This is a genomic window from Streptomyces sp. NPDC004126 (genome assembly GCF_050275515.1).
Lineage (GTDB): Bacteria > Actinomycetota > Actinomycetes > Streptomycetales > Streptomycetaceae > Streptomyces.
Window position 1 is genome coordinate 1 of the sequence record NZ_JBNNPF010000061.1, and the last position, 12,930, is coordinate 12,930.

The window sequence follows — 12,930 nt, forward strand, 5'->3', positions numbered from 1 at the left end:
GCTGGAATTTCGCTGCGCGAAATCCAGCCCCGCCGGCGTTTGAGGCGCGGGGTCTGGGGCGGAGCCCCAGGGAACGGGCGAAGGGCGGGTAGGGGACCTCGGCCCGCGCAGCGGCACACCCACCCGCACCCCACCCACCGCCCCCTTCCCAGACGGCGCGCCGCAGGCGGAGGGCGCACAATGGGCCCATGCGTAGGCTCCGCGCAGCCGCACTGGTCGGGGCCGCGGTCCTGCTGGTCTCCGCGGCCGCCCCGGCGGGAACGGCCGCGCCGCAGCCGCCACCGCCCCCGGGACCCCGCCTCTCCGACGCCGCCGTCGCCGCCGCGGTCGCCCGCCTCGACGCCACCATCGCGGCCGGCATGCGCCGCACCGGCGTCCCCGGCGTCTCCGTGGCCGTCGTCCACGACGACGAGGTGCTCTACCTCAAGGGCTTCGGGCTCCGCCGCACCGGCGAGACCGCCAAGGTCGACCCCGACACCGTCTTCCAGCTGGCCTCCGTCTCCAAGCCGGTCACCACCACCGTCATCGCCGGCGCCCTCAGCTCCCCCGACGCCTGGGACAAGCCGCTCGGCGACACCCTCCCCGGCTTCGCCCTCAAGGACCCGTGGGTCACCTCGCACGTCACCCCCGCCGACCTGCTCTCGCACCGCAGCGGCCTCCCCGACCACGCCGGGGACCTCCTGGAGGACCTCGGCTACGACCGGGCGTACATCCTCGGCCACCTCCGCGAGGAGCCGCTGAGCCCGTTCCGCTCCAGCTACGCCTACACCAACTTCGGGTTCACCGCCGCCGCCGAGGCCGTCGCCCGCGACCACGGCGTGAGCTGGCAGAAGCTCAGCGAGGACACCCTCTTCAAGCCCGCCGGGATGACCCGCACCAGTACCGAGTTCTCCGCCTACGCCAACGCCCCGGACCGGGCGTACGGCCACGCGAAGAACCCCGACGGGACCTGGAGCCCCCGCCACGTCCGCGACGCCGACGCCCAGACCCCGGCGGGCGGGACCAGCTCCACCGCCCGCGACATGTCCCGCTGGCTGCGGCTGCAGCTGAACACCGGCACCCTCGACGGCAAGCGCGTCATCCCCGCCGACACCCTCACCCGCACCCGGATCCCCGAGATCGTCTCCCAGGCCCAGACCCCCCGCGGCGTCCCGCAGTTCTACGGGCTGGGCTGGAACGTCAACTACGACGACGCGGGCCGGCTGCGCCTGAGCCACTCCGGCGGCTTCGAGCTCGGCGCCAACACCAACGTCACGATGGTCCCGCTGGAGCGCCTCGGCATCGTCGTCCTGACCAACGGCTCCCCCGTCGGCCTGGCCGACTCCATCGCGCTGGACTTCTTCGACATCGCGGAGCACGGCAAGCCGACCGCCGACTGGCTGGGGCTCATCGCCGCCACGTACGAGCAGCTGAACGACGCGGTCCGGTCCGACACCGACTACGCCCACCCCCCGGCCGGAGCCGGGCCCGCCCGCGACGACAGCGCCTACACCGGCACCTACGAGAACCCGTACTACGGCCCCGCCACCGTCACCGCCGACCCCTCCGGCAAGGGCCTGGTCCTCTCCCTCGGGCCGAAGCCGATGCGCTTCCCCCTGACCCACTACGACGGCGACACCTTCAGCTTCGAGACCAGCGGCGAGAACGCCGCCGGCCGCACCGGGGTGTTCTTCTCCGACGGCACGCTCCGCATCGAGTACCTCGACCAGAACCACCTCGGCACCTTCACCCAGAAGTAGCCGCCTACCCTGGTCCCGATGACCCGCAGATCCCACATCCCGCCCGCGCCCCTCCCCCAGCAGGCCGGTATCGACCCGGTCCGGATGCGCCTGCCCCCCGACCACGAGGGCCGCTGGCCCACCCTCGGCGCCTACCTGACCGAGCGGTACGCCGGTACGCGCGGCTCCGAGTCCATGGCGCGGCTGCTCGCCGGCGGCCGGGTGCTGGGCGAGGGCGGGCGGGTGCTGCGGCACGAGGACCCGTACGAGCCGGGCGGCTGGCTCTGGTTCCACCGGGACATGCCGCCCGAGCCGGCCGTGCCCTTCCCGATCGGCGTGGTCCACCGCGACCGGCACCTCCTGGTGGTGGACAAGCCGCACTTCCTGGCGACCACCCCGCGCGGCACCCACGTCACCGAGACCGCGCTGGCCCGGCTGCGGCGGGAGCTGGACCTGCCGGAGCTGAGCCCCGCGCACCGCCTGGACCGGATGACGGCCGGGCTGGTGATGTTCAGCATCCGGCCCGAGGACCGCGGCGCCTACCAGCTGCTGTTCCAGCAGCGCCTGGTGCGCAAGGAGTACGAGGCCCTCGCGCCCCACGATCCCTCGCTGGAGCTGCCCCGGCTGGTCCGCAGCCACATCGAGAAGACCCGCGGGGTGATGGCGGCCGTCGAGGTGCCCGGCGCCGAGCCGAACGCCGAGAGCCTGGTCGAGCTCACCGGCGTACGGGAGGGTCTGGGCCGCTACCGGCTGACCCCGCACACCGGCCGCACCCACCAGCTGCGGGTGCACATGAACTCCCTGGGCGTGCCCATCCTGGGCGATCCCGTCTACCCGGTGGTCGCCGAGGCGGCGGATCCGGCGGACTACCGGCGCCCGCTCCAGCTGCTGGCCCGGACCCTGGAGTTCACCGATCCGGTCACCGGCACCCGGCACCGGCTGGAGACCGGGCTCACCCTCCGGGCGTGGGAGGACCGGGCGGGCTGGGAGGCGGGCCCGGCGGCGTGAGCCCGGCGATCCGCAGGGCGGCGTCGGCGGCGGCCTCCGCGAAGGCCGCGACCGGGCGGCCGGGATCGGAGCGGCGGACCAGCATGACGCCCTCGATCAGGCCGAAGACCAGGTCGTTGCGCAGGGCCAGCCCGCCCCGCTCCCGCGCCAGTTCGGCACCGGCGGGGGTGTCGGCGAGCAACGCCCGGTAGCCGTCGCGCAGTTCCCCGCGCATCCGCCGGAACCGCGCCAGCCGCGGCTCCCCCAGCTCGGGCAGCAGGTAGAGGGCGCCCAGGTCGTACGGGCCGCCGCACAGCAGCAGCACGTCCGAGCGGCACAGCTCCCACAGCCGCAGGGCGGCCGGCCGGGCGGTGTCGGCCAGCAGCCGGCGCGACAGCGCCAGTGAGGGCGAGACCGTGGACTCCAGGAGTTCGGCGAGGAGTTCCTCCTTGCCGCCGAAGTAGTGGTACATCGTGGCCTGCCGCATTCCGGCCCGTTCGGCCACCGCCCGGGTGGTCGTGGCCCCGTACCCCCGGACGGTGAACAGCTCGGCCGCCGCGCAGAGGAGTTCCTCGCGCGGCGGCCGGCCGCTGTCCCGTCTCAGCTGGTCGGCGCGCGGCCGACCGACCCGTCTCGGGCCTTCGCCCGTTCCCCCGCTCATACGCTCGATCGTCGCACAGGACACCGGCGAACGATCATGGCAAGAGATGAGATCCGGCCATCAGGGGCTTCGGACGAAGCCCCAAAACCGCCTAGCCGACCGAGCTGTAGGCCACTACGCCCCGCAACAGGGCGTCGACGGCCTTGCGGGCGTTGCGCGCCACCGTGCTCCCGCCCGCCGAGGACGGCGGGGCCGTCGAGGCGGGGGCCGCCTGCGCGATCTGCCCGAGGACGTCGATGACCTGCTTGCACCAGCGCACGAAGTCGCCGGCCGGCATCTCCGCCTCGCGCAGCACCTCGTCCAGGCTCTTGTCGGAGGCCCACTGGTAGGCCGCCCACGCGAAGCCGAGGTCCGGCTCGCGCTGGCCCACGCCCTCCGCCTGGTTGATGCGGTGCTCCTCCTCCAGCGCGTCGAGCCGGCCCCAGATGCGGACCATCTCGCCGAGCGCCGTCTTCGCCGCGCCGTTCGGCACCTTGGGCGGTGCCGCGTCGTCGGACTGCCGCGCCTCGAAGACCAGCGCCGAGACGCAGGCGGCCAGTTCCGCGGGGTTCAGGCCCTCCCAGACGCCCTCGCGCAGGCACTCCGAGGCCAGCAGGTCCAGCTCGCCGTAGAGCCGGGCCAGGCGCTTGCCGTGCACGGTGACCTCGTCCTCGCGCAGGTAGTCCAGCTCGGTGAGCAGCGCGTGGATCCGGTCGAAGGTGCGGGCGATGGTGTTGGTCCGGCCCTCGATGCGCCGCTCCAGCTGCTGCGTGTCCCGCTTGAGCCGGTGGTAGCGCTCCGCCCAGCGGGCGTGGTCCTCGCGCTCGTCGCAGCCGTGGCAGGGGTGCGCCCGCAGTTCGGCGCGCAGCCGGGCGATCTCGCGGTCGTCCGCCGCGGCGGCCCGGCCGGGCCGGTGCCGCTTCGGGTCGATGTGGCCGGCCTTGTTGCGCAGCGCCGTCGCCAGGTCCCTGCGGGACTGCGGGGAGCGCGCGTTGAAGGTCTTGGGGATCCGCATCCGGTCGATGGCCTCGACCGGGACCGGGAAGTCGATCGCGGCGAGCCGCTTGACCTGCCGTTCGGCGGTGAGCACCAGCGGGCGCGGGCCCTCGTGGTACTCGTGGCCGCGGTGCCCGTTGCTGCGGCCGCCCGGCACTCCCGGGTCCAGGACCAGTGCGAGGCCGGCGAACTTGCCGGTGGGGACGTGGATGACGTCGCCCGGCTTGAGCTTCTCCAGCGAACCGGCCGCCTGGGCCCGGCGCTGGGCCGCGCCCTGCTTGGCGAGGTCGGTCTCGCGGTCCTTGAGGTCGCGGCGCAGCCGCGCGTACTCCTCGAAGTCGCCGAGGTGGCAGGTCATGCCCTCCCGGTAGCCTTCCAGGCCCTCCTCGTTGCGCTGGACCTGCCGGGAGATCCCGACGACCGAGCGGTCGGCCTGGAACTGCGCGAAGGAGGTCTCCAGCAGTTCGCGGGAGCGGTGGCGGCCGAACTGGGAGACCAGGTTGACGGCCATGTTGTACGAGGGCTTGAAGCTGGAGCGCAGCGGGTAGGTGCGGGTGCCGGCGAGCCCGGCGAGCTGGACCGGGTCCATCCCGCGCTGCCACAGCACCACCGCGTGGCCCTCGACGTCGATGCCGCGCCGGCCGGCCCGGCCGGTGAGCTGCGTGTACTCGCCGGGGGTGATGTCGGCGTGCTGCTCGCCGTTCCACTTGACGAGCTTCTCCAGGATGACCGTGCGCGCGGGCATGTTGATGCCGAGGGCGAGGGTCTCGGTGGCGAAGACGGCCTTGACGAGGCCGCGTACGAACAGCTCCTCGACGACCTCCTTGAAGGTGGGCAGCATGCCCGCGTGGTGCGCGGCGATGCCCCGCTCCAGGCCTTCGAGCCACTCGTAGTAGCCGAGGACGTGGAGGTCTTCGGCGGGGATGGACGCGGTCCGCTCCTCGACGATCTCGCGGACCTTGAGGCGCGCGGTGTCGTCGTTGAGCCGCAGGCCCGCGTACAGGCACTGCTGGACGGCGGCCTCGCAGCCGGCCCGGCTGAAGATGAAGTTGATGGCGGGCAGCAGGTTGTCGTTGTCGAGGCGGGCGATCACCTCGGGGCGGCCCGGGGTCCAGATCCGGCTGCGGGAGCGGCGTTCGCGCTCGCGGTCGGCCTCGCGGACCATCTTGCCGCGGCGCCGGTCCTTGGGGCTGTAGCCGCGGCTGTTCTCCTCGCGGGCCATGCGCAGCAGGTCGGGGTTGACCTCGCGGCGGGCGGAGCCGCGGCCTCCGTGGTCGGACTCCTCCTCGAAGAGGTCGTAGATCCGCCGGCCGGCCATCACGTGCTGCCACAGCGGTACGGGGCGCTCCTCGGAGACGATGACCTCGGTGTCGCCGCGGACGGTGTCGAGCCAGTCGCCGAACTCCTCGGCGTTGGAGACGGTCGCGGAGAGCGAGACGAGGGTCACCGACTCGGGGAGGTGGATGATCACTTCCTCCCAGACGGCGCCGCGGAAGCGGTCGGAGAGGTAGTGCACCTCGTCCATCACCACGTATCCGAGGCCGCTGAGCGCCTGGGAGCCCGCGTAGAGCATGTTGCGGAGCACCTCGGTGGTCATCACGACCACGGGGGCGTCGCCGTTGACGCTGTTGTCGCCGGTCAGCAGGCCCACCTTGGCGGCGCCGTAGCGCTTGACGAGGTCGGCGTACTTCTGGTTGGACAGGGCCTTGATGGGCGTCGTGTAGAAGCACTTGCGGCCCTGCTGGAGGGCGAGGTGCACGGCGAACTCGCCGACGATGGTCTTGCCCGAGCCGGTCGGGGCGGCCACCAGGACGCCCTTGCCGGCCTCCAGTGCCTTACAGGCCTCGATCTGGTACGGGTCCAGGTCGAATTCGTACATCTCCCGGAAGGGGGCCAGGGCGGAGGCCTCTTCGGCGGCGCGGATCCGGGCAGCGGCGTACCGCTCGGCGGGTGAGAGTTCTTCGGTCATCTTGTCTTCGAGACTACCCGCCGCCTCTGACAACAGTCGCGGTCATTTATGTGAGGAGCCGGACCGCCCCGGGAACGCACTCGGCGGTCACCGGGAGGGGGCCCAGCGGCTCCCCGTCGGCGTAGGCGGTCAGGCCGGGGGCTTCGAGGGTGACCTTGGCGGCCCGGTGGACGGTGACCTTGGGGTGGGACAGGTGCGTCCCCTTGTAGACCTGCGGGAACACCTTGAGCAGGGTGCCGCGGCCGCAGTCGCCGACCACCGTGACGTCGAAGAGCCCGTCGTCGGGCTCGGCGTCGGCGCAGATGCGCATCCCGCCGCCGTACGAGGTGCCGTTGCCGACGGCGACGAGGGTGGCCTCCGTCTCGATGACCGGCCCGTCGTCGAGGGTGATCCGGTACGGGAAGGGCCGGAAGGCGGCCAGCTCCAGGGCGATGGCCAGGTCGTACTTGAAGCGGCCCAGCGGCAGCCGGCTCCGGTTGCCGCGGTCGTTGACCCGCGAGTCGAAGCCGGAGCACAGCACGGTCCCGTACCAGCTGCCGGCCACCCGCCCGAGGTCGATCTCCCGGATCCGGCTCTCCTTGAGGGCGGCGGCGGCCAGCCGGCCGGCGCCGGCCGGGTCGCGTACGGGCAGCCCGAGCGAGCGGGCGAAGTCGTTGCCGGTGCCGGCCGCGACCACGCCGAGCGGGACCAGCGTCCCGGCCAGGGCCTGCAGGGCGAGGGAGACGACTCCGTCGCCGCCCACCGCGATCACGGCTCCGGTGCCCTCCCGGACCGCGGCGCGCAGCCGGGCCAGGGCGTCGGCGGCGTCGGTGCCGACGACGGTCCGTACGGAGAAGCCGGCGGCCCGGAGCGCGGAAGCGGCCGGCTGCGCGGCGTGCGCGCCCCGGCCGCGTCCCGCGGTGGGATTGACGAAGAGGGTGATCTCAGCGGTCACCCACCGGAACCTACCTGTCAGGTGGCGTCGTCGTAACCGTTGATCTGGCGGCGTCCGCCGTCGTCCTGGCCGGGCAGCGCGGAGGCGGACGGGGCGGCTCCGGCCGCGCCGACCGGGGCCGGGGTCAGGTCCAGCTCGGAGGCCTCGTCGTCGTCGAGCCCGGCGTCGGGGTCGTTGCGCTTACGCCTGCGGTCGTTCAGCAGGCAGATGCCGAGGGCGATGAAGTACAGGGCGACGATCGGGGAGGCCAGCGTGAGCATGGTGAGCGGGTCGCCGGTGGGCGTGGCGAAGGCCGAGAAGATCGTGATGCCGAGCACCATGGCGCGCCACCAGCTGCCCAGCCGCTTCGCGGTGAGGACGCCGGTGAAGTTCAGCAGCACCAGCATCAGCGGCAGCTCGAAGGCGAGGCCGAAGACCACGACCATGCGCGTGACCAGGTCGAGGTAGTCGTCGACCGGGAGCAGGTTCTTGACGTGGTCCGGGGTGAAGCCGAGGAGGATCTCCGCCGTCTGCGGCAGGATCTTGTACGCGAGGACCGCGCCGGCGACGAAGAGCGGAGCGCCGACGGCGACGAAGCTCAGCGCGTACTTCTTCTCGTTGCGGTGCAGGCCGGGGGCGGCGAACGCCCACAGCTGGTACAGCCAGACCGGGGCGGAGAACACGATGCCCGCGGACAGGCCGACCTTCAGCGCGATGGAGAAGGGCGCGGTCAGGCCGTTGGTGGTCATCTCGGCGCAGGGGGCGCCGTTGCGCTGGTGCGTGGCGCCGCCGGTGCAGCCCACGGACGACAACATCGGCTCCAGCAGGAAGTCGATGATCGGCCGGTAGTAGTAGGCCGCGACGACCGTGATCACGACGATCGCCACCACCGACTTCAGCAGCCGGTTCCTCAGCTCACGCAGGTGCTCGACGAGCGGCATCCGCCCTTCGGCGTCCTTCGCCTGCCGGTCGTTCTTCCCCTGCTTGCGGGCAGACTTGAGCAACCCACGTCCCTTGTCTCGTTGCAGATGACTGTCGTGACGGGCGACCGCCGCGCGTCAGCCCTGGGTGGTGCGGTTCGTCTCGTTCACGGGCCGGGCGCTGGTGACGTCACCGGGCGCGGCCTGGATGGTGCGCGGGGCGACGGGCTGCTGCGCGGCCTGGTCGGCGGCGGGAGCGGCGGCTTCGGCGTCGGCCTCGCCGTCCTTCTTCATCGCCTTGGCCTCGCTCTTGAGGATGCGGGCCGACTTGCCGAGCGAGCGGGCCATCTCGGGGAGCTTCTTGGCGCCGAACAGCAGCACGATGACAGCGATGATCAGAAGGATCTCAAGGGGCTTCAGATTGCCGATCATGTGTGTCTTCCTTCTCACCGAAACGGCTGGTTGTGGTGGCCTTGGGCGATACCGGACAAAGATCCGGTACCGCTCTGACATGGATCGTAACCCCCGAGGGTTAACGCCCGGCAATCCCCGGGGGTATCCGCGATTGCCTGCCGCACCGACGGTACGGGTCCGGCTCCGCGGTTTCCATATCCAGAGGGCTACGTGCTCGTGGCGCGACCGCTACGGGGCCGCCGCCCGCCCGGCCCGGGCGAGGTCGGCCGCGGCCCGTTCCAGGTCGCCCGAGGCCTCGGTGATCCGGCGGCTGGCCAGCGCGACCTGCCCGGCCAGCCGCCGCACCTCCAGGAAGACCCGCAGGGCGAGGACGGACAGGACGGCGAGCCCGAGGAATCCCAGGGCGATCGCGAGCATCGGCCACAGCATGCCAAGAGCCTAGCGCCCCCCCTCACACGCTGCGCAGGGTGCTCACTCCCCCGCCCGTCAGCAGCTCCACGATGCGCTCACCGGCGGGTTTGCGGACGGCCGCCGCGCACTCGGGGCAGGTGAAGGAGTAGAAGGTGGCGCGCCGGCTGCCGCCGATGGCCAGGCGCAGCGCGTCCGCCGCGAGCTCGAAGCGCGCCCGGCACTCGGGACATGCCGCCTTGAACGTGACCGGTACGAGACCTGCTGATCGCGACATGGCTCCCCGCTCCCTCTAGACCTGTTCCCCGTACCCCGCGAGCGCCTCTCCAGCGGCCTTCCGGGCGCTGTCCGCCAGCTCCGGCGGCGACACGATCCGCCCGTCGCGGCCCAGGCGCAGCGCGAGCCGGCGCAGCGAGGCCGGGTCGGGGCTGCGCAGCGTGATCCGCAGGCCGCCGTCGGTGAGCTCCTCGGCGCTGTCGTGCGGGTAGTACTCGGCGACCCAGCGCCCGCCGGGGCCCACCTCGACGACCACCTCCGGGTCCTCGGCGGCCGGCTGCACCAGGCCCACCGACAGGTCCCGGGGCTCGATGGCGGGCGGCTCGGCCCGCTCGTCGAGGAGGCGGATCTCGGCGACCCGGTCGAGCCGGAAGGTGCGCCGGGCCTCGGAGAGGTGGCACCACCCCTCCAGGTACGTGTGCCCGACCGCGAAGAGCCGGATCGGGTCGACGGTGCGCTCGGTGAGCTCGTCGCGGGCGGGCGAGTAGTAGCGCAGCCAGAGGCGGCGCCGCTCGGAGATGGCCCGGTCGACGTCCGCGAAGACGCCGCCCTCGGACTCGAAGGTCACCGACAGGCGGGAACTGGCCCCGGCGGCCTCGCCGGCGGCGGCCTCCAGCTTGGCGGTGGCCCGCAGCAGCGCGTCCCGGTCGCTCTCGCGCAGCCCCGGCAGGGTCGCGACCGCCCGGGCGGCGACCAGCAGGGACGTGGCCTCGTCGGCGGCGAGCCGCAGCGGCTCGGCCGTGGACTCCCCCGAGGCGTCGGCGTTGTGCCACCAGATGCGGTCGCCGTCGGTGTCGATGTCGAGCAGGTCCCCGCCGCGGAAGCTGGTGCCGCACATGGGCAGCACGTCGAGGTCCGAGATCAGCTCGTCCTCGGTGATCCCGAAGGCGCGGGCGACGTCCGCGACGTGCGCGCCGGGGCGCTCGCGCAGGTAGGTCACCAGGGACAGCATCCGGCGGGTCTGGTCGATGGCGTTCGCGGCCATGCTGCTACGTCTCCCCCTCAGGGCGTTGCTGCTGTAGTTGTTCGGGTTCGGCTCCGGGCGGCGGCGGTCAGCCCTGGGCGACGGCGCGCAGCCGGTCGACCACGTCGGCCCGCAGGTCGGCCGGACCCACCACGACGACGTCGGGACCGAACTCCACGAGCCAGGCGTCCAGCCCGTGCCCGTAGGGGATCTCCAGCTCGTCCCAGCCGTCGCCGCCCTCGCGCACGGCGGTGGCCTTGGCCCGCAGCGGGTAGCCCGCCCCGGCGCGCAGCCGGATCAGCGCCGAGCGCTCGGCGCCCTCGCCGGCCCAGGCCGCCACGGTCTCGCGCACGGTCACCACGTCCGGTACGTCGGCGGTGTACTTCCCGGCCCGGGAGCGGACCTTGCCGGTGATCCGGGAGAGCCGGAAGACCCGCTCCGCCCCGCGGTCGCGGTCCCAGCCGGCCAGGTACCAGTGGCCGCGCCAGCACTCCAGGGCCCACGGCTCCACCTGGCGGGGCTCGGGGCGGGCGGCGTTGGACTTGCGGTACTCGAACACCACCGGCCGCCGGTCGCGGCAGGCCAGCATCAGCGGTTCGAAGGCCGCCTCGTGGACGGGGATCCGCGGTTCGATGGCGCTGTGCTGGCCCTCGTACGGGTCGCCGGCCTCCGGCATCCCGCCGGCCCGGAGCTTCTGCAGCGCGCCGCTGGCCGCCCCGGCCAGCCGGGCCTGCTGCCACACCTTGGCCGCCAGCCCCAGGGCGGCGGCCTCCTCGGCGTCCAGGGAGACGGGCGGCAGCCGGTTGCTGTCCCGGCGGGCCAGGTAGCCGGTCTCGCCCTCCAGGTTCTCCACGGTCTCGATCACCAGACCGAGCTCGCGCAGATCGTCCTTGTCCCGCTCGAACATCCGGTTGAACGACTCGTCGTTCCCTGCTTCGAGGTAGGCCTCGATGGAACCGCGCAGCTCACGCTTGCTGAGGGGACGGCGCGTCCCCAACAGGCACAGCGCCAGGTTCATCAGCCGCTCGGCCTTGGCGATCGCCATCGACGCCCTTCCCCCCACTCTTCGGCACACACTCGTGACCGTTGACCGTACCGCCCCCGCGGTCCCCGGCAAAAGCGAGGGCCCCCGCCTCACGGCGGGGGCCCTCGGTGATCACAGCGGGTGAGATCAGACGCCCATCAGGTCGCAGACGAAGATCAGCGTCTCGCCCGGCTTGATGGCGCCGCCGGCACCGCGGTCGCCGTAGGCGAGGTGGGCCGGGATCGTCAGCTTGCGACGGCCGCCGACCTTCATGCCCTGGATGCCCTGGTCCCAGCCCGGGATGACCTGGCCGATGCCCAGGATGAACTGCAGCGGGGCGCCGCGGTTCCAGGAGGCGTCGAACTCCTCACCGGAGGAGAAGGCAACGCCCACGTAGTGGACGGAGACCTTGTTGCCGGCCTCGGCGACCGGGCCGTCGCCCTCCCAGATCTCCTCGATGACCAGGTCGGTCGGGACCGGACCCTCGGGGAAGTCGATCTCGGGCTTCTCGAGCTCGCGCACGGAACTGCTCCTCATACGTACGAAACGATGTACAACCGGAACAGTCTTACACTGCTCCGACGATGTCCACGACGAAGACGAGCGTGGAGTTGGCCGGCAGGTCCTCACCCTTGGCCTGGTCCTTGTACGCCTGCTCCGGCGGGATCACCAGCAGCACGCGGCTGCCGATCTTCTTGCCCACCAGGCCCTTGTCCCAACCCTCGATGACCTGGCCCTCGCCGATCTTCGTCGAGAACGGCTGACCGGTCTTCCAGGAGGTGTCGAAGAGCTTGGCCGCGTCCTTGCCCTGGTTCGGGGCCCACGCCGCACCGCTGTACTGCATGTAGACGGTCTGGCCCTTCTTGACCTCCGCGCCCTTGCCCTCGATCAGGACCTTGTCGACCAGCTCCTTCGGCGGGTCGTTCTTCGGGATCGTGATCGTGGCGGCCTTGTCCTCGTCGGCCTTCACCTGCGGGAGGTCGGACGGGATCGGCGCCTGGGTGCCCTCGGCCTTCTTCGGCAGCACGGAGTCCACGTCGAGGACGAACACCAGGTTGTCCTTCGGGCCGACGCCCAGCTGCGGCTGGCCCTGCTCACCGAAGGCCGCCGCCGGCGGGGCCACGACCAGCAGACGGCTGCCGACCTTCTTGCCCAGCACCGCGTCGCTGAACAGCGGCAGGATCTGCGGCGAACCGGCCGGGACGACGAGCGGCTGGCCGTTCTCGTCGTAGGAGCCGCTGAGCTCCTTGCCGCTCTTCCAGACCTTGCCCGTGTACTTCGTGACCACGAGATCGTCCTTCTTGATCTCCGGCCCGGTGCCCTCCTTGACGGTGTTCACCACGAACTTGCCGCTCGGCTCGCCCTTGGGAACGGTGATCTCCGCCTTCTTGCCGGCCTCACCGGCGACCGTCGGCATCGGGTCGGCCGACGCCACCGGCTTCGGCACCTCGGTCTTGCCGGCACTGGCCGACGGGGACGCCGCGGAGTCCTTCTTCTCGTCGTCGCCCCCTCCGCAGGCCGCGGTGAGCATCAGAGCCGGCACGATGAGCGCGGCAGCAAGTCGGCGTCGCACAATGGTCCTCAGGGTCGCTGGAATGGTCCGTCGTAGCGGCCCACTCTACGGGCTGGCCCCTGCGCGACAAGGCGGTGGCGTGCGGGAACCCCGCACGCCACCGCGTACGGGGTTCCCGGCCGGACCGC

At 72.5% G+C, this 12,930-nt stretch carries 13 protein-coding genes; 2 read left to right on the forward strand and 11 right to left on the reverse strand.

Features of this window, described 5'->3' with window-relative positions:
• The first annotated feature begins 188 nt into the window (after positions 1-188).
• Both ACQKM2_RS35185 and ACQKM2_RS35190 read left to right on the forward strand, forming a co-directional pair.
• Positions 189-1,739 carry a serine hydrolase gene (locus ACQKM2_RS35185; RefSeq protein WP_427717047.1) on the forward strand — a complete coding sequence of 517 codons (1,551 nt, stop codon included), beginning with the start codon at positions 189-191 and terminating at the stop codon, positions 1,737-1,739.
• Between the two features lie 18 nt (positions 1,740-1,757).
• The gene (locus ACQKM2_RS35190; protein WP_427717049.1) at positions 1,758-2,726 is read left to right on the forward strand and encodes a pseudouridine synthase; all 969 of its coding nucleotides are present in this window, start codon (positions 1,758-1,760) and stop codon (positions 2,724-2,726) included.
• Here the strand turns inward: ACQKM2_RS35190 and ACQKM2_RS35195 are convergent.
• From ACQKM2_RS35195 to ACQKM2_RS35245, 11 genes are all read right to left on the reverse strand, one after another.
• The gene (locus tag ACQKM2_RS35195; protein ID WP_427717050.1) at positions 2,671-3,366 is read right to left on the reverse strand and encodes a helix-turn-helix domain-containing protein; all 696 of its coding nucleotides are present in this window, start codon (positions 3,364-3,366) and stop codon (positions 2,671-2,673) included. The two genes, ACQKM2_RS35190 and ACQKM2_RS35195, sit on opposite strands and share 56 nt — an antisense overlap.
• A 91-nt stretch (positions 3,367-3,457) precedes the next feature.
• Positions 3,458-6,310, reverse strand: coding sequence for a DEAD/DEAH box helicase (locus tag ACQKM2_RS35200; RefSeq protein WP_427717051.1), 2,853 nt, complete (start codon positions 6,308-6,310; stop codon positions 3,458-3,460).
• Positions 6,311-6,356: 46 nt separating this feature from the next.
• Complete coding sequence (locus tag ACQKM2_RS35205) at positions 6,357-7,244, reverse strand: diacylglycerol kinase (RefSeq protein ID WP_427717052.1); 888 nt, start codon at positions 7,242-7,244, stop codon at positions 6,357-6,359.
• A gap of 17 nt (positions 7,245-7,261) precedes the next feature.
• Complete coding sequence (gene tatC / locus ACQKM2_RS35210; protein ID WP_427717054.1) at positions 7,262-8,227, reverse strand: twin-arginine translocase subunit TatC; 966 nt, start codon at positions 8,225-8,227, stop codon at positions 7,262-7,264.
• Positions 8,228-8,281: 54 nt separating this feature from the next.
• Positions 8,282-8,575, reverse strand: coding sequence for a Sec-independent protein translocase subunit TatA (tatA, locus tag ACQKM2_RS35215; protein WP_427717056.1), 294 nt, complete (start codon positions 8,573-8,575; stop codon positions 8,282-8,284).
• Positions 8,576-8,785: 210 nt separating this feature from the next.
• Positions 8,786-8,986 (reverse strand): hypothetical protein, encoded by a 201-nt coding sequence (locus ACQKM2_RS35220; RefSeq protein WP_007263171.1) that lies wholly within the window; start codon positions 8,984-8,986, stop codon positions 8,786-8,788.
• A 22-nt stretch (positions 8,987-9,008) separates the two neighbouring features.
• Positions 9,009-9,242 carry a hypothetical protein gene (locus tag ACQKM2_RS35225; protein WP_007263172.1) on the reverse strand — a complete coding sequence of 78 codons (234 nt, stop codon included), beginning with the start codon at positions 9,240-9,242 and terminating at the stop codon, positions 9,009-9,011.
• Positions 9,243-9,257: 15 nt separating this feature from the next.
• Positions 9,258-10,226 (reverse strand): helix-turn-helix transcriptional regulator, encoded by a 969-nt coding sequence (locus ACQKM2_RS35230; protein WP_125600214.1) that lies wholly within the window; start codon positions 10,224-10,226, stop codon positions 9,258-9,260.
• A 67-nt stretch (positions 10,227-10,293) separates the two neighbouring features.
• Positions 10,294-11,250 (reverse strand): helix-turn-helix transcriptional regulator, encoded by a 957-nt coding sequence (locus ACQKM2_RS35235; protein ID WP_427717057.1) that lies wholly within the window; start codon positions 11,248-11,250, stop codon positions 10,294-10,296.
• Positions 11,251-11,376: 126 nt separating this feature from the next.
• Positions 11,377-11,751, reverse strand: coding sequence for an FKBP-type peptidyl-prolyl cis-trans isomerase (locus ACQKM2_RS35240; protein WP_427717058.1), 375 nt, complete (start codon positions 11,749-11,751; stop codon positions 11,377-11,379).
• Between the two features lie 46 nt (positions 11,752-11,797).
• Positions 11,798-12,802, reverse strand: a complete 1,005-nt coding sequence (locus tag ACQKM2_RS35245) for an FKBP-type peptidyl-prolyl cis-trans isomerase (RefSeq protein WP_427717059.1) — start codon at positions 12,800-12,802, stop codon at positions 11,798-11,800.
• Positions 12,803-12,930 lie beyond the last annotated feature (128 nt).